Annotated in this window: 25 protein-coding genes and 1 tRNA gene; 19 read left to right on the top strand and 7 right to left on the bottom strand. The window is 62.0% G+C overall.

The features are described 5' to 3' along the window. Window positions 1–19 precede the first annotated feature (19 nt). On the top strand, window positions 20–889 hold the full coding sequence (prmC, locus tag E3E12_RS00545) for a peptide chain release factor N(5)-glutamine methyltransferase (protein WP_240810520.1): 870 nt from the start codon (window positions 20–22) through the stop codon (window positions 887–889). Window positions 890–1016: 127 nt separating this feature from the next. Further along, entirely contained in the window at window positions 1017–1694 is a 678-nt protein-coding gene (locus tag E3E12_RS00540; protein WP_240810519.1) for a DUF4167 domain-containing protein, read from the top strand. Window positions 1695–1962: 268 nt separating this feature from the next. Here E3E12_RS00540 and E3E12_RS00535 read toward each other — a convergent pair. From E3E12_RS00535 to E3E12_RS00525, 3 genes are all read right to left on the bottom strand, one after another. Then, a tRNA-Met gene (locus E3E12_RS00535) sits at window positions 1963–2037 on the bottom strand. A gap of 102 nt (window positions 2038–2139) precedes the next feature. After that, window positions 2140–3726 carry an APC family permease gene (locus E3E12_RS00530; protein ID WP_141442578.1) on the bottom strand — a complete coding sequence of 529 codons (1587 nt, stop codon included), beginning with the start codon at window positions 3724–3726 and terminating at the stop codon, window positions 2140–2142. Between the two features lie 149 nt (window positions 3727–3875). Then, window positions 3876–4733, bottom strand: coding sequence for an undecaprenyl-diphosphate phosphatase (locus E3E12_RS00525; protein ID WP_141443958.1), 858 nt, complete (start codon window positions 4731–4733; stop codon window positions 3876–3878). Window positions 4734–4976: 243 nt separating this feature from the next. On the opposite strand from E3E12_RS00525, the gene E3E12_RS00520 reads away from it, so the two are divergent. Beyond that, window positions 4977–5435, top strand: a complete 459-nt coding sequence (locus E3E12_RS00520) for an MlaD family protein (protein WP_240810518.1) — start codon at window positions 4977–4979, stop codon at window positions 5433–5435. A 103-nt stretch (window positions 5436–5538) separates the two neighbouring features. Here E3E12_RS00520 and E3E12_RS00515 read toward each other — a convergent pair whose 3' ends face one another. Further along, on the bottom strand, window positions 5539–6642 hold the full coding sequence (locus tag E3E12_RS00515; protein WP_240810517.1) for an ATP-grasp domain-containing protein: 1104 nt from the start codon (window positions 6640–6642) through the stop codon (window positions 5539–5541). Window positions 6643–6688: 46 nt separating this feature from the next. Beyond that, window positions 6689–7255 carry a DedA family protein gene (locus tag E3E12_RS00510; RefSeq protein WP_141442576.1) on the bottom strand — a complete coding sequence of 189 codons (567 nt, stop codon included), beginning with the start codon at window positions 7253–7255 and terminating at the stop codon, window positions 6689–6691. A 191-nt stretch (window positions 7256–7446) separates the two neighbouring features. Here E3E12_RS00510 and E3E12_RS00505 point away from each other — a divergent pair, with 191 nt between their 5' ends. The 10 genes from E3E12_RS00505 to E3E12_RS00460 all read left to right on the top strand — a co-directional run bounded on the left by E3E12_RS00505 (window position 7447) and on the right by E3E12_RS00460 (window position 17354). Further along, window positions 7447–8652: a lytic murein transglycosylase gene (locus E3E12_RS00505; RefSeq protein ID WP_240810516.1), complete on the top strand. Its 1206-nt coding sequence runs from the start codon at window positions 7447–7449 to the stop codon at window positions 8650–8652. A gap of 143 nt (window positions 8653–8795) precedes the next feature. Then, window positions 8796–9995 carry a D-alanyl-D-alanine carboxypeptidase family protein gene (locus E3E12_RS00500; RefSeq protein WP_141443955.1) on the top strand — a complete coding sequence of 400 codons (1200 nt, stop codon included), beginning with the start codon at window positions 8796–8798 and terminating at the stop codon, window positions 9993–9995. After that, a complete protein-coding gene (tmk, locus tag E3E12_RS00495) occupies window positions 9988–10755 on the top strand; it encodes a dTMP kinase (protein ID WP_141442575.1) in 768 nt (255 codons plus the stop codon). The genes E3E12_RS00500 and tmk overlap by 8 nt, the downstream gene beginning before the upstream one ends. Continuing rightward, a complete protein-coding gene (locus E3E12_RS00490) occupies window positions 10752–11708 on the top strand; it encodes a DNA polymerase III subunit delta' (protein ID WP_141442574.1) in 957 nt (318 codons plus the stop codon). The genes tmk and E3E12_RS00490 overlap by 4 nt, the downstream gene beginning before the upstream one ends. Before the next feature lie 100 nt (window positions 11709–11808). After that, window positions 11809–13482 (top strand): methionine--tRNA ligase, encoded by a 1674-nt coding sequence (metG, locus tag E3E12_RS00485; protein ID WP_141442573.1) that lies wholly within the window; start codon window positions 11809–11811, stop codon window positions 13480–13482. Then, entirely contained in the window at window positions 13479–14375 is an 897-nt protein-coding gene (locus tag E3E12_RS00480; RefSeq protein WP_141442572.1) for a TatD family hydrolase, read from the top strand. The genes metG and E3E12_RS00480 overlap by 4 nt, the downstream gene beginning before the upstream one ends. Before the next feature lie 107 nt (window positions 14376–14482). Then, complete coding sequence (locus E3E12_RS00475; protein ID WP_141443954.1) at window positions 14483–15325, top strand: MBL fold metallo-hydrolase; 843 nt, start codon at window positions 14483–14485, stop codon at window positions 15323–15325. A 9-nt stretch (window positions 15326–15334) separates the two neighbouring features. Next, on the top strand, window positions 15335–16228 hold the full coding sequence (gluQRS, locus tag E3E12_RS00470; protein WP_141442571.1) for a tRNA glutamyl-Q(34) synthetase GluQRS: 894 nt from the start codon (window positions 15335–15337) through the stop codon (window positions 16226–16228). Window positions 16229–16264: 36 nt separating this feature from the next. After that, window positions 16265–16705 (top strand): hypothetical protein, encoded by a 441-nt coding sequence (locus tag E3E12_RS00465; protein WP_141442570.1) that lies wholly within the window; start codon window positions 16265–16267, stop codon window positions 16703–16705. 235 nt (window positions 16706–16940) lie between these two features. Beyond that, window positions 16941–17354 carry a hypothetical protein gene (locus E3E12_RS00460; protein WP_141442569.1) on the top strand — a complete coding sequence of 138 codons (414 nt, stop codon included), beginning with the start codon at window positions 16941–16943 and terminating at the stop codon, window positions 17352–17354. 58 nt (window positions 17355–17412) lie between these two features. Here the strand turns inward: E3E12_RS00460 and E3E12_RS08750 are convergent, their stop codons facing one another. Together E3E12_RS08750 and argH are read right to left on the bottom strand one after the other, a co-directional pair. Continuing rightward, a complete protein-coding gene (locus tag E3E12_RS08750; protein WP_168194333.1) occupies window positions 17413–17583 on the bottom strand; it encodes a hypothetical protein in 171 nt (56 codons plus the stop codon). Between the two features lie 120 nt (window positions 17584–17703). Next, window positions 17704–19140, bottom strand: coding sequence for an argininosuccinate lyase (argH, locus tag E3E12_RS00455; RefSeq protein ID WP_141442568.1), 1437 nt, complete (start codon window positions 19138–19140; stop codon window positions 17704–17706). A 313-nt stretch (window positions 19141–19453) separates the two neighbouring features. Between argH and E3E12_RS00450 the strand changes: the two genes are divergently transcribed. Genes E3E12_RS00450 through E3E12_RS00425 form a run of 6 tightly spaced genes read left to right on the top strand, consistent with a single transcriptional unit; the run spans window position 19454 to window position 24001 of the window. After that, window positions 19454–19777 carry a thioredoxin domain-containing protein gene (locus tag E3E12_RS00450; protein ID WP_141442567.1) on the top strand — a complete coding sequence of 108 codons (324 nt, stop codon included), beginning with the start codon at window positions 19454–19456 and terminating at the stop codon, window positions 19775–19777. Continuing rightward, the gene (locus tag E3E12_RS00445; RefSeq protein WP_141442566.1) at window positions 19774–20661 is read left to right on the top strand and encodes an N-formylglutamate amidohydrolase; all 888 of its coding nucleotides are present in this window, start codon (window positions 19774–19776) and stop codon (window positions 20659–20661) included. The genes E3E12_RS00450 and E3E12_RS00445 overlap by 4 nt, the downstream gene beginning before the upstream one ends. A gap of 16 nt (window positions 20662–20677) precedes the next feature. After that, window positions 20678–21589, top strand: a complete 912-nt coding sequence (aroE, locus tag E3E12_RS00440; RefSeq protein WP_141442565.1) for a shikimate dehydrogenase — start codon at window positions 20678–20680, stop codon at window positions 21587–21589. 2 nt (window positions 21590–21591) lie between these two features. Next, window positions 21592–22266 carry a dephospho-CoA kinase gene (gene coaE, locus E3E12_RS00435; protein WP_141442564.1) on the top strand — a complete coding sequence of 225 codons (675 nt, stop codon included), beginning with the start codon at window positions 21592–21594 and terminating at the stop codon, window positions 22264–22266. 11 nt (window positions 22267–22277) lie between these two features. Continuing rightward, on the top strand, window positions 22278–22982 hold the full coding sequence (gene dnaQ / locus E3E12_RS00430; protein ID WP_141442563.1) for a DNA polymerase III subunit epsilon: 705 nt from the start codon (window positions 22278–22280) through the stop codon (window positions 22980–22982). Beyond that, complete coding sequence (locus tag E3E12_RS00425) at window positions 22982–24001, top strand: glycosyltransferase family 9 protein (RefSeq protein ID WP_141442562.1); 1020 nt, start codon at window positions 22982–22984, stop codon at window positions 23999–24001. The genes dnaQ and E3E12_RS00425 overlap by 1 nt, the downstream gene beginning before the upstream one ends. Window positions 24002–24061 lie beyond the last annotated feature (60 nt).

Raw genomic sequence — 24061 nt, 5'->3', positions numbered from 1 at the left:
CTTTTATTCTACACGCAGCTTGCTTGGCCATGCCACAGTGCGCCTGAAAGTGTCTGGCATTGAAAGCCCAAGCCAGGAGGCGCGCCTTATCCTGGCCTGGGCTGCTGGTTGCGGCCCCATGGGACTTCTGCGCCTTGAAGGGCTGGAAGGCCCCCCCTTAGCCCATTTCATCAGCGCCCTTGGGCAGCGCTGCAGCCATGTCCCTTGGGCTTACGTCACAGGGCAGCGTGATTTCTGGTCGCTGACGCTGAATGTAAACCGTGACACGCTGATCCCGCGCCCTGACAGCGAAACCTTGATTGAGGCCCTTCTAGCGCAGGTGGAAGAATGTTTTGGTGGGGCAGGGGGCGTGCGCACCATCCTGGACTTGGGAACTGGCAGTGGCTGCCTGCTTCTGGCTGCGTTGCGCGAATGCCCCCAGGCCTGGGGCGTTGGGGTGGATATTTCCGCGCGGGCCGCACGCCAAGCCCAGGCCAACGCTGCGCGCAATGGTTTGGCTGGGCGGGCTGCTTTCATGGTGGGGTCCTGGGCAGAGGCCTTGGGCAGGGGGCAGGGTGGCTTTGACGTGGTGTTGAGCAACCCACCTTACATCCGGCAGGATGAAATGCCCCATTTGATGGCAGAAGTGCGCGACCATGAGCCATGGCGCGCCTTGGTGGCGGGGCAGGATGGCTTGCAGGCTTACCAAGAGCTGTGTACTGCCTTACCAGAATTGATGGCGCCCCATGGTTGCGCCATCCTGGAACTTGGGCAGGGGCAGAGGGACGCTGTGAGCGCGCTGGCTGCCCAGCAGGGGCTGGGCGTGGTCGCATGTTTGCGTGACCTGGGCGGGGTGGAACGTGCCCTTGTGTTGCGCCACGCCCACGCAGACCAACCCCAGACCACCTGACAGGCCGCCCCCCTTTGGGTGCTGGGGCGCTGCCTGGAAGTCATCATACATCTTTGCCCGCCAGGCTTGGCAACTGGCCTGTTCATGGGGCGCACTGACAGCGAGGTTGGACACCGAAATGAAGCGCATGAGAACCCGTCATCACCGCAACAACGGCCCTCAAAGCGGGCGTGGGGGCAACGGCCAGGCCCCGATGAACCGCAATCATGTGTTTGAAAGCAACGGTCCCGAAGTGCGCTTGCGCGGCACAGCCCAGCAGCTGCAGGAAAAATACGCCCAAATGGGGCGTGACATGGCCAGCGCTGGCGACCGCATCCGCTCAGAGGCCTGTTTCCAGCATGCGGAGCATTACGCGCGTGTCCTCAGTGCCATCAATCATGCCAGCCAAAACGCCCAGGCCGAACGCGCTGAACGCCAGCGCGGCAATCAAGGCGGCAATCAAGGCCAGAATGGTGAGCGCACTGAGCGCCAGGAGCGAGAGCCAAACGAGCGCCGCGAGCGCCGCCGCCGTGATGAACAGCGCCCTGATCGTGCTGAGCGCGGCAAGCGCAACCGGGATGAAGCCCAGAGCACAGAAAATCAGGACCTAAATCAGGCTGCCCCAGCGCCTGAGCCAACACCTGCCCAACCCAGCCAGGAGAAACCCACCCGCCGCCGTTCTGAAAGCAAAGCGCGCACCAAGGCTGAGACACCTTCTGAAGCAGAACCAGCAACACCACCAGCAGAGGATGAACCTGACATCAGTTGGATGCGCTCTGGTGATGGCAACCCTTCTGATGATGAAGGGCCGCTTCTGGGGGGTTGAAGGACCATGTACCGCCCTCCTTGCCTGTCCCGTTGGGGCAATGGGCCAGCGCCCACGACCTGGTTCCAGGCGTGGTGTTCCTGTTCCAGTGTTTGGCTGAGGAGCGGCAGTACTTGTTCAGCGTCTGGGCCCCAAGTCAGGCACCCAGGGCGCGACCAGGTTGGATCAATTGGCAGGGGGGTAAGAACACAAAAAAGGCAGCCCCAGAAGGACTGCCTTGAATGCTTGGCTAATAAAGCCGTAGGCTTTACGCCTGATGAATTTTTATTGGTAGCGGCGGACGGATTTGAACCGCCGACCAAGGGATTATGATTCCCCTGCTCTACCACTGAGCTACGCCGCCATCATCTGGCAGGTTTTAAATTAATGTCACGCCTGCCGTGATGGGTGCTGTTTAAAGCATTCCGTGGGGCCTTGTCAACAGGAAAATGCCAGGGTGGTTTTTTCAGTCACCATGGCTGGGCGCACCCTCCCCTTCCTGGAAATTCACGTTGCGCCTGTCTGGGTGCATGGTGGAATGGTGGCGCCCATAAAAATGGTAAAGCGCCCACCCACTGCCGACATAGAGCGCTGTGAGCGCAAAGGGGATGGCGTTGCCCTTGCCCAGGGCCTCCAGCATGTTGGCAAGCAGGGGCACCATCATCAACAAGCAAAACAAAATCCCCAACACAGGCACTGTGCCTAGCCAAATCCCTTTGATGGTGACCCCACCCAGTGGCACTTTAAAGGGGCGTTCGCGTTCAGGCATGGTGTTGCGGCACCAAATGACGTTCAGGCACACTTGCGCATAACCCAGCGCAATGCCGATGGAGACTAAATCACCGATGACGTCAATGGGCAGAACTGCCGTCAGCAACGCCACGCCAACGCCAATAATCAGCGTGCCAAGCAAAGGCGTGTGGAAGCGCTTGTTCAAACGCGCGAACACAGGGGGCAGCAGCCCGTCCTGCGCCATGACCATCAAAATGCGTGACTGAGCGTAAAGCAGCCCGAACAGCCCTGTGAAAAGCCCTATGGTGGCAGCGCCTGAAACCAGCAGCCCCAACCAGGGCTTGTTCATAGCGTGAGTGGCCACAGCCAAGGGGTCTGGCACGTTCAAGGCCTGGTAAGGCACCACGCCAATCAGAACGGCGGCCACAGCCATGAAAATCAGCATGCAGACGAAAAGTGTCCCCACAATGGCCCAGGGCACGTCACGCGTGGGGTTGCGGGCCTCCGCTGCAGCGGTGGAAACGGCTTCAAAACCCGTGTAGGCGAAGAACAGGACGGAGGCAGCCCGGAAAACGCCCCCCCAGCCAAACTGAAAGTCCCCCTTGGAGGCTGGGATGAAGGGATGGAAATTGCTCATGTCCACCCAGAAGGCCCCCACCCCCACAAACAGCAGGATGGCCCCCACTTTCAGCAGGACGATGACGTCATTCAAGCGTGATGATTCATGGATGCCCTTCATCAACACCAGCGTTACCACCATGATGCTGCCCAGCCCCAGCAGGTCAAAACGCCAGCCCGCCGTCATGGCCTGCCCACCAGACCCTGGCACTGTCATGAGCGTGGGGTGGGTAAGGAAGCCTGGAAGCTTTAGGTGGAACGTGCCTAAAAGCGCATTGGCATAGCCAGAGAGGCCAGCTGCCACAGCTGTGCAGGAAATGGCGAATTCCAGCAGTGAAAGCCAACCAACCCACCAGGCTGTGCGCTCGCTCATCGTCACGTAGGCGTAGGAGTAAGTGCTGCCTGCCACTGGGAAGAGGGCTGCAAGCTCCCCATAGCAAAGCGCAGTGAACACGCAGGCCAGCGCCGCCACCAGGAAGGCCAGCAACACGCTTGGGCCAGCGAAATTGGCCGCCGCCGTGCCTGTCATCACGTAAATGCCAGCACCCACAACAGTGCCGATGCCCAGCAGCAGAAGCTGCCTGAGGGTCAGCGTGCGCTTAAGGTCAAGGGCCTGCGCTTCAGCGTGCAGCTGCGCCAGGGGCTTGCGGCGGCTGTCTTTGGCCCTGGCAGGGGTAGTGTGGGGTGCGGGGGCAGGGGACATGGGGCCATCAAACGCTGGTGAAAAAGAAGCTTAATGCCCAAAGGGCGCCAGGGTGTAAATGCCAAACGCCCCCAGCTCTGCCCTAGGCTGCGTGGGCTGGCCCCAAGGCGCGGCCTCCAAGTACGGCCCTCAAACGCGGTTGGGTCCCCTCAACGGGGCCAAAGCATGAAGGCGGCAAACAACCCCATGGCAATGCAGTAAAAACCGAAGGGGGCCAGGGCTTCACGGTCGCGTTCCTGGTCATCGCGGTGGAACAGCTTGAGCAGGAATTTGGAGCAGGCAAAAGCCGTGACGCCCGCTACTACCATGCCCACAAAGGATTGCACCAGCACAGGGCCACCCAGATGGGCGTGGCGCAAGTCCCAGCATTCCTTGGCTGTGGCCGCCAGGATGATAGGCTGCGCCATGAGCAGGGAAAAGCGTGCGGCGTTGAGGTTGTCGAGACCGCATGTCAGGCCGCCATTCATGGTGGCGCCAGAGCGTGAGAGGCCCGGCAGCAGTGCCAGGCACTGCCAGCAGCCAATGATCAGTGCATCCTTTGGGGAGAGGGCGTCCAGCTTCTGGTCAGGCCTGAGGGGCGTTTTACGGATGAGCCATTCAAGGCCGATCAACATCACGCCATTCAACGTCAGGAAGCCAGCCACCAGCAGGGGGCTGCCGAACAGGGCGCGCAGCTTGTGCTCAAACAACCCCCCCAGCAGAACGGCGGGGATGGTGGCTAGAACAAGCAGGGTGCACAGCCGCCGGCTGGCCATTTCACCCTCATGGCCACGCCTGCCGAGCAGGCCCAGGAAGATCGCTTTCCAATCCCCCCAGAAAACACGCGCCAGCGCCAGCAGCGTGCCAGCGTGGAGCATAGTCAGGAAAGGCAGGAACAACGGCCCGCGCTCATCAATATTCCAATGCAGCAACGCTGGCAGAAGCACGGCGTGCCCCAGGCTGCTGACGGGGAAAGGCTCTGTGATGCCTTGAACGATAGCAATCACAATGGCCTGGAAATAGGTCATGGGCAGAGCGGGGGTCATGGCTCTCCTTTCTCAAGGGGGTAGGGCGTGGCTGTGGGAGTGGTGTTGCCTGCCCGCCACCTTGCCTGGGCGCGCACTGGCGTGTTGGCGTAGGGGGCGGTATGGTTGGAGTGCCTGTGAAGCTAACGGCAAATGACCGGCCCTGCCAGTGCGGGGCGCACTTAATGGTTATGGCGCCCAGGCAAGAACCACACCACTAACCAAGGCATGTTGAGGAGAGGCGCAGTGCGTGAGGGAACAGGGGGAGGGGTGGCCTCTTATCTGGCCAGTGCGGCCGTGCTGGTTTTCACAGGGGCGTTCGTTGTGTACGCCCTGACGCTGCGCACAGGCCCTGGTGGCCCCCAGACCCCTTACAAGGCGGTGTTCTTCTCCGCCAATGGGCTCGACAGTGGCGACAACGTCATTTTGGATGGCGTTGTGGTGGGGCGTGTGGACAGCATTACCCTGGACAGGGCCAATGACGTTGCCAATGTCGACTTCACAGTCAACAGCGGCTTGAAGCTGCCCAGCGACACGGCAGTGACCATCGCCGCCCCTAGCCCAACGGCCGACAACGCCCTGGCATTGCTGCCTGGCAAAGCCAAAACAATCCTGAAGCCAGGCACCACCATCACAGACGCCAGGCCCCTTCTGTCGCTTGAACAGCAGATCAGCAATTTCATTTTTGGTGGCGGCAAGCTTTGAGGCACTGATGGGGCCACAGGGCCCCTACCTCTGAAGGCTGGCTGTGCCAGGCCAGGCAGTTTTCAGGGAGCCACTGCGCCTTTGGTTAAAATCCACCTGGCCTTCAGTCATTGGGGGGGTAATGGGCTGAAAGGCGCTTTTGGTGCAGCCATGCCCACAGCATCTTGAAGGCGCCAGCTGATTTCCAGCCTGCTTTACGGTTCTGCCGTCCAATCAGGAACGCTTGGCGGTAATGCCAGAACTGGGCCTTGTAAGCTTCACGCAAGGTAGTGTTCTTGTCCCAAATGTGGATGGCTTCAGAACCAACGCCATTGATTTCAATCAATTGCAGCCCTTCACCACGCCGCAAAGCCGCCACGGAAGGGGCCTTGAGGTCGACACGGCCAAAGTGGAAGTCGGGGATGTCACCCAGGATAGTTTCCATGGCCTTTTCAAGCTCTGGTGTGATGTCAGCGCGCCCATCGCGAAAAACCGCCCCTTTGCAATGGTTTCCTGCGAAAACCAGCGTTTTCTTCACGCCTTTGGGTAGGATTTCATCAGCTTGGCTGCCCCAGCGCGGCAGGTAAAGGTGGGGTAGCAACCCCATGCGGGGGTCTGCCATGACCAACTCACGCAATGTGCGCTGGCCATCCCCCACCACAAAAGGGGTTTCCTTGTAAGTCAGCGATGTGATGCGCCCCCGCGCCGCCCCAGGGCTGCGCACATAGAATACGCCTGCCTCAAGGGGTTCGGTCAGGAGTTTCTGCACCATCAGCTTCACGCCTGGGCGGAACTGGCCCACCACGTGGGCCAGCGCTGCCTCATTGTCCACGCGGCGCACGCCAACGCCATTGCACCCCACGTCTGGCTTAACCACCACAGGGAAACGCAGCCCTGCGCGCTGCATGGCTGAAAGGGCGTGCCCCACCCCATGGGGACCAGCCTGGAAAAGGCCCCATGGCGCAATGGCCGCCCGTGCCTTCAGCCCTGCCAGCGCCAGCACGGCGCTTTTGCTTTCCCCCACCAGGCCGCCTGTGAAAATGCGCGGGTTGGCTGCTGTCAGCGTGGCCAGGCCCCCATGGCGGCAGGCAAGCCACGCCCAGTAAAGCGCCACGGGGGCATAGAACAGCTTGTCTGGCCAGAACTCGAACAAGGAGAGCTGGCGGCTGCCCACCCCCCCTTTGGGGGAAGGCTGGGTGGGGCGGGCGTTGGATACCGTCTGAGGCATGGCGGGGTGAAGCCTGGAAAGTTGGCGGAAGGGTGGCGCGATGCCTTCAGCGGCTCAAACGCTGAAGGTGAGCGATAAGGCGGTTGACGGCCAGGATTGCCACGATGAAACCAATAATGCCAACCCAGCGCCACTGCCCTGCATGGGCCAGCAGCCAATGCCCCACCTGCATGGAGAGGAAGAACAGGATCGTGGTCCAGGCCAGGGTGGCTAGGGTGGCTGTCAGGGCGAAAGGCAGGAAAGGAGCATGAAAAAAGCCGCACGCTGTGTAAAGGGGCAGGCGCGCGCCAGGCACAAAGCGCGATATAGCCACGATTTTGACCAGGTTGGCACTGAACCATGCAGCTGTTTTGTCTTTGCCAGGCAAGGTCAGGCGCTTGGCGAGCCATGGCCAGAAGGACCCCAGCAGGCCAACGCCATAAAGCCCCATATCCCCCACAGCCACGCCTGCGTAAAGCGCACCCAGCGCAAGCCCCATGCTGACATCGCCAGCCTGCACCGCCAGGGCGGCCAGAACGGTGGCGACATCTTCCAGGATAAACGTGCCAAGGACAATCAGCGCCGCTTTGAGCCACGCTGGCTGGGAGGCCGCCAGGGTGGGGAGGCTCATCATGCTAACCTCCCCCAATCCAGCGCCCCTAGGCGTAGCAAGTAGGGTGGGCGCGCCAAAATGCGCTGGGCATGATGGGCTGCGCATGGAAAGCATGATAAGGTCTGGGGCGCTGCAGGGGTCATGAGGCTAACTCTTGCATGGTCTGGGCACTGGCCGCAATCATGGGCCCAACCACAGGGCCCCCATGCCCCATGGCCGCGTCAAGGCCTGATGAAGGCCCTGGGCGTGGCCTTGAACCAACAGGGGAAACAGTGCTGGCGGCACACCCCAAGCAGGAGAGATTTATGGTGCGCCCACACCCACAATTGTCCACTTTCCCTGAAAAACCCACTCCCTCCCACAACCAGGCCATGGGGGGCAGGCGTGGCTTCCTCAAGCAGGCAGGGCTGTGGGGCATGGGGGTGGCAGCCACTATAACGCTGCCTGGCGCAGCTTTGGCGCGCCCACGGCACCAAAGCCACAGGTCAGCTGCTGGCCGGCAGAGCTGGGAAGCCTATCTTGGCCATGTGCGCGCCTTGGCGCTGGCCAACGGCATCCCAGCCAGCGTCATCAACGCCGCCTTGGCCATGGCCGCAACGCCCAACCAGGCCATTATTAAGCGCGACCATCACCAGCCTGAATTCACTATGACGTGGGCGCAGTATAAAGCGCGTGTCGTCAACCCTAACCGCATCAGCCAGGGTCAGCAGGCCTGGGCGCAGTACAATGCCACCTTCAACGAGGCCGTGAACCGTTACGGTGCTTCCCCCGTGCCCATCCTGGGCATTTGGGGCCTGGAAAGCGGCTTTGGGCGCGTCCAGGGCAAGTTCAACGTCATCTCCGCCCTGGCCACCCTGGCCTGGGAAGGGCGGCGTGCTAAGTTCTTCACTCAGCAGTTGCTGGACGCGCTCCGTATGGCTGCTGGGGGCGTGAACCCCGCCACCATGATGGGCAGCTATGCTGGCGCCATGGGGCAGCCCCAGTTCATGCCTTCAGCCTACCTGCACTACGCCACCTCCATGAATGGCCAAACCCCTGCCAACATCTGGACAAGCGTGCCTGACGTCCTGGCCTCCGTTGCTAATTACCTGGCCAAAAGCGGCTGGCAGGCCGGTATGCCGTGGGGGTGGGAAGTCACCGTGCCACCAGCACAGGCGGCGCTGCCTGGCGTTGGCACAGGGTGGCGCAACAGCATGGCGCGCCCTGTTTCAGCGTGGGAAGGCATGGGTGTGCGCCCTGTGGGCGGCTTGCCAAGCGGTGTCTCGGAAGGGACCGTTGTGAAGGTCATTCAGCCAGACGGACCTGGTGGGCAGGCTTACGCGGTCACTTCCAACTTCAAGGCCATTCGCGCATATAATCCCTCAGACTATTATGCACTGGCCGTGGGTATTCTGGGGGATTCATGTATCACGCGCTGACCGCACGCCCATCGGGCGCCACCACAGTTGCCACCACAACAGTTGAAGGGGGGCAGCCCACCGCTGCTTCCGCAAGCCAGGCCGCGCCAGCCCTCTTGGGGCGGCGGCGCGTTTTCAAAGGTGCTGGTGCGCTTGGCGCCACCATGCTGGGCAGTGCCCTGCTGGTGGGCGCCCCAGGCCAGGCCCTAGCGCGCCCCCACAGAAGGGGCAAGGGAAAGGGTGCTTCAACGGCAGCTGGCGCAGGCAGCCTGGATGTAGCCACAACGCCGCTTGGCACCATGCCCACCTCTGCCCGCTGGGCTTACATCGTGGACAACAACACAGGCACCGTCCTGCTGGAGAAGAACGCTAACGAGCGTATGCCACCCTCATCGCTTACCAAGATGATGACGGCCTATGTGGTGTTCACTTTCCTGGCGGCGGGGCGCCTTTCCCTGGACCAGAGTCTGCCTGTGAGCGACCGCGCCTGGCGCCTCCAGGGCAGCAAGATGTTCGTCCCCCAAGGGGGTTCGGTGAAGGTTAGCGACCTGATCCAGGGCATGGTGGTGCAGTCTGGCAATGACGCCTGCATTGTGCTGGCTGAAGGCATCGCTGGTTCTGAGGAACGCTTCGCCGCCCTGATGAACCAGGCCGCCCAGCGCCTTGGCATGAACGATACCCATTTTGTTAACGCGACCGGCCTGCCCTCGCCGGAGCATTACATGAGCGCGCGCGACATCAGCGTCCTGGCCAGGGCGCTGCTGCATGACTTTCCGCAATACTACCACTTCTTCGGCGAGAAGGAGTTCACCTTCAACGGCATCACGCAGGGCAACCGCAACGTCCTGGTGCTGAAGGACCAAGCGGACGGCTTCAAAACAGGCCACACGGATGCTGGCGGATTCGGGCTATGCGCCAGCTCGGAACGGCCCAATGGCCAGGGCGGGAAAAGCCGCATGATCATGGTTATCAACGGCACGCCCTCCACCAATGCCCGCGCCCATGAGGGCGAACGCTTGATGAGCTGGGCCTTCGCTAATTTCTCTGACGTGCCGCTAGCCCAGAAGAACCGCCCTGTGGTGCCAGCTGCCCCGGTCTGGATGGGCACCAGGCCCACAGTGCCGCTGGAACCGGGGGTTGATTACAGCGCCACCCTTCCCGCTGACTGGCGCGGCATGGTTTCTTTGAAAGCCCATTACGACAGCCCCCTTGTGGCCCCCCTTACGGCGGGGCAGCCATGCGGCAGCATGGATATCTTCATCAAGGGGCAGCTGGTCAAAACAGTGCCTTTGGTAGCTGCTGAGGACGTGCCGCGCGCTGGCCTTCTGGAGCGCGCGATGAGACGCCTGCGCGGCCATGGCTGAAGCTGACAAGCCAGCCGGCTGCGACTGTGCCGCAGCGCAACCCCCCGCCAGGCGCTGGCCTGGGCTGTTCATCACGCTGGAGGGGGGGGAAGGGCACGGTAAAACCACTCAAGGGCGCTTGCTGGCTGAACGCCTGCGGGGGCGCGGCTATGAGGTTGTGCTGACCCGTGAACCAGGCGGTACCCCTGGCGCTGAGGCCCTGCGCCAGTTGATCCTGTTCAACCAGGCCCCCCTCTCCGTGCGGGCCCAGGTCATGGCGCACATGGCAGCACGCGCTGACCACCTGGACAATCTCATCCTGCCAGCCTTGGCCCGCGGGGCTGTGGTGGTGTGCGACCGCTTCCACGATTCAACGGAAAGCTACCAAGGCCATGGCGTGGCTGGGGGGGATGAAGGGATACTTGACTTCATCCAGAAGCAGCGCAGCCTTTTAGGCCATGAGCCTGACGTCACCTTCTTGCTGGAGGTGGACGAGGCTGAGACCATGCGCAGGTTGCGTTTACGCGCAGCTGAACGGGCAGCTGTCAGGGCCGGCATGAAGGCAGACCGTTATGAGCGCTGCGACCATGATTTCCACCAGCGTGTGGAACAGGGCTTCAAGGCTATTGCGGCGCGTGACCACACCAGGGTGGTGAGGGTGGACGCTACCCCAGCCCCAGAGGAAGTGTGTGCTGTGCTGTTGGGCACGCTTCAAGGCGATGGCTTGCTGCCCCAGCCTGGTCAGCTTCCCTGTGGTACTGGCAAGGCTGCCCAACCATGACGGCGTCTTTGACAGCGTTGGTTCCCCCTGCCCAGGCCAAGCGGGCACTTGGCCATGAACAGGCACTGGCCCTGTTCAAGCAGGCCCTGGTGGATGGCCACCTGGCCCATGGGTGGCTGCTGACTGGGCGTGAGGGGATAGGCAAGAAAACCCTTGCCTACCAAATGGCGCGCCTGGTCCTGGGGGCAGATGACCACGAAAGCCCAGCTGGGCGGCGTGTCAGCGCTGGCGCCCATGGCGACCTGCTTGAACTCGCCCCAGCGGAGCCCAAGGGCCAGGGGCGCAGCGGGCCCGTTATCAAGGTGGACGATGTGCGCGCCATGCGCCAGTTCCTGCGCCGCACACCCATTGAGGCAGGCTGGCGCGTGGTGATTGTGGATGGGGCTGAGCACCTCAATCTCAACGCTGCCAACGCGTTGCTCAAAACCTTGGAGGAACCACCACCACGCACGCTGATTCTGCTGCTCACTGCCCAGCCGGGGCGGTTGCTGCCCACTGTGCGCAGCCGCTGCCGCACGCTGGCGCTCAGGCCCCTTTCTGAGCAGGCGATGGCAACCTTGCTGCCAGGGCTTGACCAGCGCTTGCTCAGCCTGGCTGAAGGTTCCCCTGGCCAGGCGTTGGCCATGGCAGCCCCTCCCAGCCTTGCTGCGCTTGAACGTGCTGAAGCCCTGCTTGACCCTGCCACCTGGCAGGCTGGTGCCTTTGACCGGGAAAGCTGGCAGGCACTGGCCACCATGGGCAAGGACCAGGCCCAGCGCCAACTGCTGTGGCGGGTGTTGGGGCACCACATGGCGCTGCGCGCGCGGGCGGCGGCGCAGGCTGGCCACCTTGCGGCAGCGGCTGCAATGGCCCAAAAAGCCACTCAGCTTCGCCAGCTCCAGGAGGACGCGGAACGCTACAACCTTGACCCGGTCCAAGCGCTGCGCCAGGGCTGGGCAACCCTCCATAGCTGATGGGGCACCCCTGCAGGCCACAATTCATAAATCACCCCATTTGATAACCACCCCTTTGACAAACCTTCAAAAACGCCAACCAGGGCCAACGGAAACCACCATGAACACCCCCACCCAACCTTCCCCCGAAAAGCCGCGCGCCACCATCACGACGCCGATTTTCTACGTCAACGGCGCCCCCCACATCGGCCACGCCTACACGTCCATCGCCTGTGACGTTCTGGCGCGCTTCAACCGCCTGAACGGGCGCGATGTTCTGTTCGTGACTGGCACTGACGAGCACGGCCAGAAAGTGGAGCAAAGCGCCGAGAAAGCAGGCATCCCCCCCCAGGCATTCGCTGACCAGGTCTCCGACCAGTTCAGGGCTATGCAGGCGCGCATGAATGTCAGCGCTGATGCGTTCATCCGCACCACGGACCCACAGCACCACAAGGCCGCCCAGGCTTTGTGGAAGAAAGTAGCTGACAACGGCCACATCTACCTGGGCGCTTATGAGGGGTGGTACTCCACCCGCGATGAGGCCTATGTGGGTGATGACGAAATCACCCTCCACCCTGATGGCAGCCGCACCTCCACCACCACAGGCGCGCCCTTGGAGTGGGTGAAGGAGCCTTCCTATTTCTTCAAGCTTAGGGATTTCCAGGAAAAGCTCCTGAAGCTTTACGCTGACAACCCCGACTTCATCGGCCCCCACGGCAGCAAGCGCGAGATTGAGAGCTTCGTGCGCCAAGGCCTGCGCGACCTTTCCATCAGCCGCACTGGGTTCAGCTGGGGTGTTCCTGTGCCAGGGGACAGTAAGCATGTGATGTATGTGTGGTTTGACGCCCTGGCCAATTACCTGACCGCTGTTGGCTACCCTGATGAAGGCGACCCGCGCTTTAAGCGTTTCTGGCCTGCTGACGTTCACGTGATCGGCAAGGAAATCGCGCGTTTCCACTGCGTTTACTGGCCAGCTTTCCTGATGGCGGCTGGGCTGCCACTGCCTGCCCGTGTTTTCGCCCATGGCTGGTGGACGGTAGAGGGGCAGAAAATGTCCAAGTCCCTGGGCAATGTGCTTGACCCCGCTGCCTTGGCTGATGAGTTCGGCCTCGACCAGCTGCGCTATTTCCTCATGCGGGAGGTGCCGTTCGGCAATGATTCCAACTTCAGCCGCCAGGCGCTGATTTCACGCATGAATGTGGAGCTAGCCAATGACCTGGGCAACCTCGCCCAGCGCACCTTGAGCCAGATTGCCCGCAACCAGGACGGCGTCCTGCCCCTCCAGCCCACGCTCACAGAAGCAGACAAGGCCATTCTGGAAGCGGCTGCGCGCTTGCCAGCCACCATGGCTGCCCAGCTGGAACGCCTGGCCCTTTCAGAAGCGCTTGAGGAAGTGTGGAAAGTGGTGCGCGCCGCCAATGCCTATATCGACCACCAGGCCCCCTGGAAGCTGAAGAAAACGGACCCTGAACGCATGGCCGCCGTGCTGCGCGTCTTGGTGGATGTGCTGCGCGCTTTGGCCACCGTTCTGCAGCCTTACATGCCTGAGACCATGGCCAAAATGCTGGACCAGCTGGGCGTTGGGGAGGAGGAGCGCGATTTCGCAGCCCTCGCCACCCCACTGCCAGGCGGCCGCACGCTGCCCCAGCCACAAGGCCTGTTCCCGCGCTTTGTTGAGGAAGGCGCTGAGACCCCAACCTCCAAGGCCTCTAAGGGCAAGAAGCCCTCAAGCCAAGGGGGCAAAGAGGGCACGAAAAACAAGGCTGCTCCCGCTCCAAAGGCCCCCCAACCATGAGTGGCAGCCACGCTCAGGCTGGTGGGGCTTTCACCCCGCCGGTCATCGCCACAACCTTGCCAGGGCTGGTCGACACCCACTGCCACTTGGACATGGTGGGGCGCGGCCATGGTGGCCGCAAAGCGGAACCAGCCCCCGCAGATGAAAACGCGCGTACTGAGGCCATCCTCCAGCAAGGCAGGGAGGCAGGCCTGGCTGGCATGGTCACCATCGGCACCCGTTGGAGCCGCCGCCACCAGCAGCATGAATGGGTGGCGCGCAGCCACCCCAGCCTGCCCATCCACGCTGCTTTGGGCATCCACCCCGACCATGTGCTTGAGGAGGAACTGCCAACGCTTGATGAAATGCTGGTTGAGCTGGACCGCCCAGGCATCGTGGCCATTGGCGAAACGGGCCTGGATTATTTCCACAACAGCGACCCAACTACCCATGAGCGGCAGAAAACATATCTGCGCCGCCATATCGAAGCCTCACGCCGCACAGGGCTGCCTGTGGTCATCCACAGCCGCAACGCTGACGCGGACACCGTTGCCCTGCTGCGGGAGGAAACGGCCAAAGGGGCTTTCCCCTTCCTCATCCATTGCTTCGCTGGCGGTGTGGAACTGGCCCAGGGCGCGTTGGCGCTTGGGGGTTATCTGAGCTTCTCAGGGTTGGTGACGTTCCCCAAATGCGCCACCATCAGGGATGTGGCAGCCACCGCCCCGCTTGAGCGCATCCTGGTGGAGACGGACAGCCCCTATCTGGCCCCCGTTCCCCACCGCGGCCATGGCAATTGGCCTGGCCATGTTGTGCACACTGCAACGGAAGTGGCCAAGCTGCGCCACATGGCACCAAAAGACCTGGCAAGCGCCACCACCGCCAACGCCAGGCGCTTGTTCAGCCGCATGGCCTGAGGGGGCGCAAGCAAGGTCCTTGGTAGTGCCAAGGGTTGGCGGGGTTGCTTCTGGCTGGCAAGGGTAGTTCTGTGGGACTGGAACAGGTATCCAAGGAGGGCGGCATGATGAAAGTGACCATTCTGGGCTGTGGCGGCTCCGCTGGTGTTCCTGTGCTGGGCGCCGCTTCTGACGAGCCTGGCCTAGCGGGGCGCTGGGGCACTTGCGACCCGCATGAGCCCAAGAACCGCCGCACGCGTGCCTCCGTCCTGCTGGAAAAACCCTTTACCAACCCCCAAACGGGTGTGACGGCGCCTTTCCGCCTCATCATCGACACGGGGCCTGATTTCCGCCAGCAGCTTTTAGCGCAGAACGTGCCCCGCATTGACGCTGTGCTTTACACCCATTGCCACAGCGACCATGTGGCTGGCCTTGATGAGCTGCGCGCCATCAACCGCGTTCTCGGCCACCCTGTGCCGGTCTATGGCACGGCTGAAACTTTCCTGGAACTGCGCCAGCGCTTCAGCTACGCCTTCAAGCCCTGGGAAGGGGGTACTTTTTACCGCGCAGCGCTGGACGTGCATGAAATCCCCCTGGAAGGGCCGCTCACCATTGGGCCATTCAGTGGTGTGACCTTCGACCAGATACACGGCAACATCAGCAGTCTTGGGGTGCGTTTTGGCGGTTTCGCCTATTCAACTGATGTCGCAGATATGCCAGCCCCATCGCTGCGCGCCCTTGCTGGCGTGGACAGTTGGGTGGTGGATTGCTTCCAGTATGAAAGTCATTTCTCCCACGGTTGGCTAGGGCAGGTTCTGGCGTGGCGCGATCTTATCAAGCCGCGCCGCACCATCCTGACGCACATGGGCCACAGGATGGACTACGCCACCCTTAAGCGTGAACTGCCAGCGGGGGTGGAGCCAGCTTTTGACGGCATGAATTTTACAGTGCCTGACCCAGCGCTAGGCTGACCATTGACCATGCCAAGCGCTATGAAAAGCGACCCCCCGTCTGGCTGGGTGACGCGCTTCGCCCCCAGCCCCACAGGCAGACTTCACAAGGGGCATGTGGCCTCCGCCCTTCATGCGCGCACGCTGGCTGCCCCCCACGGCCGCTACCTGGTGCGGCTGGAGGACATCGACCAAGCCCGCTGCACTGAGGAAAACGTGCAGGGCGTTCTGGATGATTTGGCTTGGCTTGGCCTGCTGCCAGAACCGCCAACTTCCATCAGGCGCCAATCACGCCATAAAACTGATTATGACGCTGTTTTGGACACTCTCCGCGAGCGCAGGCTCATCTATCCCTGCCTCTGCAGCCGGGCTGACATCAGCCATGCCGCAGGCACTGCTGGCGCGCGCGCGCCAGATGGCAGCCTGCGCTACCCTGGCACCTGCCGCCCCCAATCTGGCTGCCCCCCAATTATGACCAAAGGGCACCAACCAGCGTGGCGCTTGGACATGCACAAAGCGCTTGAAACCCTTGGGGGCAACCCCACTTGGCTGGAGCTGACAGGCGACAACACATTCCAGAAAAGAACAGCAGATGCCGCATCCTGGGGCGATGTTGTTTTAGCGCGGCGTGACGCTGGCCTTTCCTACCATTTGTGCGTCACCCATGATGACTGGTTGCAGGGGGTAACGCTTGTCACGCGCGGGCAGGACTTGGAACCCCTGACAGTCATCCACCGTGTTCTGCAGGAACTCATGGGCTGGCCAGCGCCGCGCTACGCCCACCATCCCCTCATCATGGGGGCTGACGGTCACAAGCTCTCCAAAAGCCGCAACAGCCCAGCTGTTAGGGAGGATTTTTATTTCGAGAAAGGCCTATCCAAACAAGAAATTCATAATATGTTAAACAACATCATTTTAGGGTAAAATAATGTAGTCTTATTCAAATTTTGGATTGCTCGAATGAACAAGAAACAAAAAGTTTTAAAGGCAGTTGACAGCGCCCTTAAGGGGGCAAGTGAGCTTGGATTTAATTCACCTGAAGCCCAGGTACATTACGCACAATTGTATTTAGAATCTAAAAAGCAAACTATGCGTGACAATACCTCATGGGAGTTTTGGACTTACCTTATTAGTATAATGACGGGGCTCATCTCGTTGATAACCTTAATATTAACCGTTCAAACAGCGTTGTCAGGGAACAAATTGTCTAGTCACCAGGCATTTGTTTTCATTTTTGGGTCTAAATTTTTGGCTAAAATTTATATAGGCATTACAATGTTAAGTGTTTTTGGATGGATATACTATAACATTCGTTCGTTTAGACGAATGCCTATTTTAAATGGTGCTCTAGTGTTCCTGGGCCTTTCTCCTGAGGAACAGAAACGTTACCGCACTGAATAAACTCGCTCACTTCCTGTTTCTCAGCCCTTAACTAAAGCACATCTCTGAAATCAGAAATTGGTTTAAGATATCGCTTTAAGGGTTTGTGTTTTCTTTCTGGAAACCTGTGGAGACCATTCACGGGCTATAGGGAGTTTTGGTGGCCTAGGGTAAAATTGCCCTTGAGGTGGAACGTAAAACAACGTTTTGTTGGATTGTTCTTAAAACCCCCTTAGTGGGGGTGGGAGGCGGACTTATGTCATCCACAAACATGAAACCAGCCATCAGCCGTGAAGAAGCCCGCCAATGTGCGCAGAACGCCTTGGAGAAAGCGGCAAAGGATGGTTTTGAAGGCTTTTGGCAACAGCACCACGCCATGATTTCCCTCCGCAACCAGCAGCTTGAGGTGGAACGCAGGGTTCAAGTGTTCAAAACGCTTGCGTACTGCCTGATTGTGGTGATGACTGTAGGTAATGTCAGCCATCTGGCCCTTTATAAAGGCGTGGGATTCCCTGGTGGGGCAGCGTGGCTCAGCCAGTATGACATAGGGTATAACCTGCTGCTTTCAGCCATCAGCATAGCAGCGGTTGTGTTCTGCTTCCTGGGCCTCAGGCCCAGCCCCAGGCTGGAGAAGCTCAGGGCAGCCAGTGCTCTGTTGGCTGAACGCTGAAGCTAAGGATGAAGGGTTCTTTCCCCGCCCTGAGTTCAGCTTTTTCAGACCCAGCCCCTCAATCAGGCGGGTAAGCGCGAGGGTAGGTAATTTCATTGGCCGGCCCTGGCGGCTGGGGGTCGCCTTCCTTACCGCAGGCGGTGAGGCTCAGCGCCATGGTGGAAACCATCACGCCCAGCATAAGGCGGCACAGCCATAGGGCGATCTCACGGCGTTGTCCTGGCTTCATAGCGCTTACGCTTTCCTTGCTCTGGTGAAGGGGGCGCAAGGGTGAGCCCTTGTCTAGCCCCCTCAAAGGCCTGGGCAGCAGAATGCCAGGTCATGACTGCTGGGGGAACCCTCCCCCACTTCAGGCTTGGTTAAGGCGCGCCAGCCATTCCTGGGCAGCACAGCGCACGTTTTCAGGCGCCGTGCCGCCAAAGCTTGTGCGGCTGGCCAGGGAGGAATCCACATCCAGAACGCTGTAGATCCCTTGGTGGATGCGTGGCTCCACTGTGCGCATATCTTCAAGGGGGAGCTGCTCCAGCGCCACGTCGCGTTTTTCCGCCATCGCTACCAGCTGCCCGGTGACGTGGTGCGCTGTGCGGAATGGCACTTTCAATTCCCGCACAAGCCAATCAGCCAGGTCTGTGGCGGTAGCGAAGGCAGCACCAGCCATTTCCCGCATCCGCTCCCTGTTGGGGGTGATGTCAGCCACCATGCCGTCCATGGCCGCCAGGGAAAGGGTGATGGCGCGCACAGCGTCAAACACCGGTTCCTTGTCCTCCTGGCTGTCCTTGGCGTAGGCCAGGGGAAGGCCCTTCATCACCGTCAGCAGTGCGATGAAATCCCCCGTGATGCGCCCTGTTTTGCCGCGCACCAGCTCGGCCGCATCCGGGTTGCGCTTCTGCGGCATGATGGAGGAACCCGTGGTGAAGGCGTCAGAAAGGCTAGCGAAGTTGAATGGGGTGGACGTCCACTGAACGATTTCCTCCGCCAAGCGGGAGAGGTGCATGGCCTGGATGGACAGCGCGCCCAGGAACTCCAGCGCGAAGTCACGGTCTGAAACGGCATCAAGCGAGTTGCGCGTGGGGCCATCAAACCCCAGGGCCTGCGCTGTCATATGGCGGTCGATGGGGAAAGACGTTCCAGCCAGCGCAGCCGACCCTAAGGGGGATTGGTTGAGGCGCCTGCGCCCATCCAGCAAGCGGGAGCGGTCGCGGCCTAGCATCTCCACATAAGCCAGGAGGTGGTGGCCAAACGTTACAGGCTGGGCGATCTGCAAATGGGTGAAACCCGGCATGGGTTGGCTTGCGTTCTCCAGCGCGCGCTTGGCCAGGGTGGCCATGAGGGATTCCGTCTGCGCCACCACGCCATCGATGGCGTCCCGCACCCAGAGGCGGAAGTCGGTCGCCACCTGGTCATTGCGTGAGCGCGCCGTGTGCAGGCGCTTGCCGGCTTCGCCAATGCGTTCGGAAAGGCGGGCCTCGATGTTCATGTGGATGTCTTCAAGGGCATCAGAGAAGGGGAAGGTACCTTGCTCGATCTCGGCAGCGATCCCAGCCAGCCCCCCCTCAATGGCCTTGAGGTCATCAGCGCTGATGATGCCGACCTTGCACAGCATGGCCGCATGGGCCAGAGAACCCCTGATATCCTGCCGCCACAGCGCCTGGTCAAAGCTGATGGAGGCGTTGATCTCATTCATGATGGCGGCGGGGCCAGCAGCAAAACGTCCACCCCACTGCATGTTGGCCTGAGCGCCTTTGCTGGCCTTCGGGGAGGAAGGGGAGGATTTGTCGATGCTCATGGGGGGTTCACTGCCTGCTGGGGGTGGGGGGAAGGTTTGTGCCCTCAGAAGTGCGCTGGCCAGGGCCGTTCTGGTTGGCTGCCTTCTGAGGGGTGTCTGGGGCTATTCCTACCACCCCGCCTGCGCCGCGCCCAGTGGGCCGGCGGTCCCGGCCGCGCTCGCAGGGCCACATGGCCAGAAGCTGCCGCTGCCACCCACCGCCCCGCGTGGGAACAGACCAGCTGTGTGGTACCTGCACCTATGGGCCACATGGTGCCCAGCGTGCATTCTTGAACTGCCGCACCTGCAGCACTTCAAGGAGCGCTGCCCAGGTGTGCAGGTCGTGACCGCCGCCATGGACAGCGGTGCCCCAGCCAAAGTGGCGGCGTGGCTGGGCGCCCACCACCTTTGGCAGCCTAGCCAGACTGGGCAGGCCATCACGCCCTGGGTGATGGATGACGCCACGCTGGAGAGGGTTTTCCCCAAGGCTGCCCAGGAGGAGGAACTTGATTTGCCAACGACGCTGGCTATTGATGGCAAAGGCCACGTTCTGGCTTCGTCAGGGGGGGCCTTGAACTGGAACGGCCCAGGCTGCGCTGTGGACTTGGCGCTGCCAAGTGCCGCCAACCCCCACCACCATGCCAAGGCAATGCCATGACCCAAGCTGTGACAAGCCCTCTGGCCACACCAACGCCCCAGCAGGGCCACCAACCCCTGCTGACGGAGCGCGACCCTACCCCCTTCACCCATTGGCCAGAGACGCGCCCCACAGACATCGTCCTGGTGTGTGATCATGGCGGGCGCGCCATCCCTGAAAAGCTCGGCACCATGGGCCTGTCTGAACAGGACAGGGGGCGCCATATCGCTTGGGACATCGGCATTGCCGCCGTGGCCAGGCGCCTGCAGGGGCGCCTTGGCTGCGCTTTGTTGCTGCAGAACTATTCGCGCCTTGTAGTGGACTGTAACCGCGCCCCCCACCACGCCACTTTGATGGCGCCTGTCAGCGACCACACAGCCGTGCCAGCCAACCAGGCCTTGAGCTCAGCGCAACGCCAAGCCCGCCTGGACGCCATCTACCACCCTTACCATGAAGCCATCGCGCACTGTCTGGAAGGGCGCGCACGCCAGGGGCGCCCCACCTTGTTCGTCTCGCTCCACAGCTTCACCCCTGAGATGGATGGCTTCAAGCGCCCTTGGCACCTTGGGCTTCTCCACCACCACGACCCCCAGAGCGCCCAGACGATGGCGGCCCTGCTGGCAGGAAAACAGGCCATGGATGGTGCGCCGCTGGTGGTGGGCAGCAACCAGCCTTACGCCCTTTCACCTGAAAGCGAGTTCACGACCATCCACCACGCAGCCCAGCGCCAGCTGCCCGCGCTGGAAATCGAGCTGCGCCAAGATTTGCTGGCTGGTCAGGCCGGCCAGGCGTTCTGGGCGGACATGCTGGCTGAGGCGCTGCCCCGTTTCCTGGCAGAGCGCGCCCTTGACCAAGGGGCCTGCTCAGAGCACCCCACACCAAACGCCACCCACCATGAGCCATGAAGGGAGGGCCTGATTGATGGCCAAACCGTTTTCCATAAACGCCACCACCAAGCTGGCCGGCGTCATGGGGGGGAGTGTGACGCATTCGCGCTCCCCCCTCCTCCATCAGTTCTGGCTGCGGCAGCTGGGTGTAAACGGGGCCTATGTGCCTTTGCCTGTGGCACACCCGGCCGGGTTTGAGGAAGCCGTGCGCGGTTTGGCCCAGGCTGGATTCCAAGGGGCCAATGTCACCATCCCCTACAAGGAGGCCGCCTGCGCCCTTTGTGATGACCTCACCCCCGTTGCGCGGCGCGCAGGGGCTGTGAACACACTGCAATTCACGCGTGGGGACAATGGCGCGCTGCGCATCCTGGGCGACAGCACTGATGGGGAGGGCTTCCTGGCCAGCCTGGAACGCCATGGCGTTTGGCTGCGCCCCGGCGAGCGCGTTCTGGTGCTGGGGGCAGGGGGGGCAGCGCGCGCCATCACGGCTGCCCTTCTGGAACAAGGGCTTGATGTGCTCGTCAGCAACCGCACGCTTGAACGCGCCCAGCAGCTGGTGGCCCCTGTTACGCGTGGCGGCGTGGGCGGTGGCCAGGTAGTGCCCTGGGACGCCTGGCCAGGCTGCCTTTCTGGGGAGGGGGTCAGGCCTGTGCGCGTTCTGGTTCAGGCCACCTCACTTGGCATGAAGCCCGGCGCCCAGCCAGACTGGGCGGGCGCGCTGGCGGTAGCACCAGCTAACATGGTGGTGGCTGACATCGTCTACACGCCGTTGCAGACTCCGCTGCTGCAAGCGGCGCTGGCGCGCGGCCTCAAAACCGTGGATGGCCTTGGCATGTTGATGGAGCAGGCCGTGCCAGGGTTTGAGCGCTGGTTTGGCCAACGCCCTGAAGTAGACGCCACCACGCGCGCCCTCCTGCTGGAGAGCCTTGAAGGTCACAGGGACTGAAAATGCCCCAAGCCCTGAACGAACGGGCCAAAGCCACCCCAGCGCAGCAGGGAAGCCTGGCCAACCATCATGCAGGCACTTTGGTGCTGGGGCTGACAGGCGCCATGGCGGCTGGAAAAAGCACTCTGGCGGCCTGGTTCAAGGCCCGCCATGTGCCTGTGTTCGATGCTGACGCCACCGTCAGGGCGCTGCGCACCCCAGGCCAGCCAGGTGCTTTGGGCGTGGCCAGGATCTTGCCTGCTGTAATGGCGCCTGGGGGCGGGGTGGACATGGCGTTGCTCCGCGCCCACCTCAAGGCGCATCCGGAAATGCTGCCCCAGCTGGAAGGGATCTTCCACCCCCTGGTCGCCCAAGCGCGGCGGCGCTTCATCAAGCGCTGCGTTGGGCAGGGCGCTAAGCTGTGCGTCCTGGACATACCCCTTTTGTGGGAAACGGGCGCCGACAAGGACTGTGACGGCGTGATGGTGGCTGACGCACCCTTGGATGTGCGCCTGGCGCGCCTGGCCCAGCGCGCTGCCCAAGGGGGCATGGCCGTTGACCAGGCCCGCGCTCTGATGGCGCGCCAAACCAGCCCGGCCGAAGCCCGCGCCCGCGCCAATTGGGTGGTGGACACAGGGGGCAGCGTTGCCCATGCTGGCAGCCAGCTGGAAGCTTTCATGAACGGGCTTTGCAACTAAGGGGGCTGACCATGGCTGGTGGCATCATCTTCGATACTGAGACGACAGGCTTCGACCCTGATGACGGCGACCGCGTTATTGAGATTGCGGCGCTCAAGCTCAATGAAGACGACATGCCCCTGGAAGGGGCCACGTTTCATGTGGTGATCGACCCTGAACGTGACGTTCCGGCGGAATCCACCCGCATTCACGGCTTCCGCACAGAGGATGTGCGCGGCAAGCCCTTGTTTGCCGACATCGCGCAAAGCTTTGTGGATTTCGTAGGCGATGCCAAGCTCATCGCGCACAATGCGAGCTTCGATTTCAAGTTCATCAATGCCGAGCTGACACGCTGTGGTATGCGGCCCTATGATTATGCAAGCCGCGCTGTGGACACACTGGCCATCGCCAAAAGCCGCTACACAGGGCCTGTGAACCTGGACGCCCTCTGCCGGCGCTTTGGCATCGACCTTTCAGCGCGCACCACCCACAACGCGTTGCTAGACTGCCAGCTTCTGGCCCAAGTCTATGTGGAACTACAAGGCGGGCGCCAACGTGGCCTTGGCCTGGGGGGGGAGGGAGCAGGGATAGCCAGCCCCCTGGCGCGCAGCCTGCGCCCCGAACCTGGGCGTTACGCTGGCCGCCAAGCCCGCACATGGGCTGTGCCAGAGGCTGACAAGGCCCGGCATGAGGCCTTTTTGGAAAGCGTCACAGACCCTTTGTGGCGCCGCGCTTAATGAAAGCAGCCGCGCCAGCTTTTGGCCAAAAGGGCGTGGGGCAAGGCACTGCCACCAAATCTGTTCTGTTCATCACAGGTCACCGTCTTGGCGACGTTGTGATGTCCACAGCGGCGTTAGCAGGTTTGGCCAAGGCGTGGCCGCAGGCGCGCTTCACCGTGGCCTGCGGACCAGCCCAGGCGGCGCTGTTCGCCCACACCCCCTTTGTGGAGGCGGTTCTGCCTTTCAGCAAGCAGCCGCGCAAACGGCACTGGCTGCATTTATGGCAGGCCACGCGCCACACAGCCTGGCATGGGGTGGTTGACCTGCGCTCCTCCCTCCTGCCGTGGTTTTTGAAGGCGCGCCACCGCCACAGTTTGCGCGGTGGGCGGCGTGGTGGGTTGCGCATTCACCAGCAATTGGCTGACTTGGGGCTACCTTTGGGAATATTGCCAGCGGTACATTGGTCAAGCGGGGATGGGGTGGCAGCGGCAGGCCTGCTGCCCACGCTGCCCCCAGGGGAGGCGTGGCTGGGCCTTGGCCCCACAGCGGGAACCGAAAACAAAGTGTGGCCTGCCCCCTGGATGGAACGCTTCCTGCGCCTCCTCAACCAGCGTTCTGGCGCCGAGGGCAGGCTGGTGTGGCGCCCCGTGCTGTTCCACGGCCCAGGCCAGCGTGAGCGTGTGTTGGCTGCCCCCCTGCGCGCCCTCCTGCCAGGGGCGCTGCTTTTCCCCTGCGCTGAGGTGGCCCTGACGACAACCGCTGCCGCGCTGCACCGCTGTGGGCTTTATGTGGGGCCTGATTCAGGACTGATGCACCTGGCGGCTGCAGCTGGCACGCCAACGCTTGGCCTGTTTGGGCCCAGCTGCGCCAGCCAGTACGCCCCCCAGGGCCTTTGCGCGGCAGCATTGTGCGCGCCTGGGGCGGAGGGGGCGGGGCTTGTTAGCGACATCACCCCAGAGCATGCAGTGGAGGCTGCGCTGGCGCTGCTGGCACAGAACAGCTCCCCTGGCGGACCGCTGGCAAACCACCCCTGGTGAACCACGGCGGTGGGTGAAGCGGCTGGCCTTGTGGGGCGGGAGGCTTTATGTCCTGAAAGC

It is taken from the genome of Formicincola oecophyllae (assembly GCF_006542395.2).
GTDB classification, from domain to species: domain Bacteria; phylum Pseudomonadota; class Alphaproteobacteria; order Acetobacterales; family Acetobacteraceae; genus Formicincola; species Formicincola oecophyllae.
This window is presented reverse-complemented; position numbering and strand designations above follow the sequence as displayed.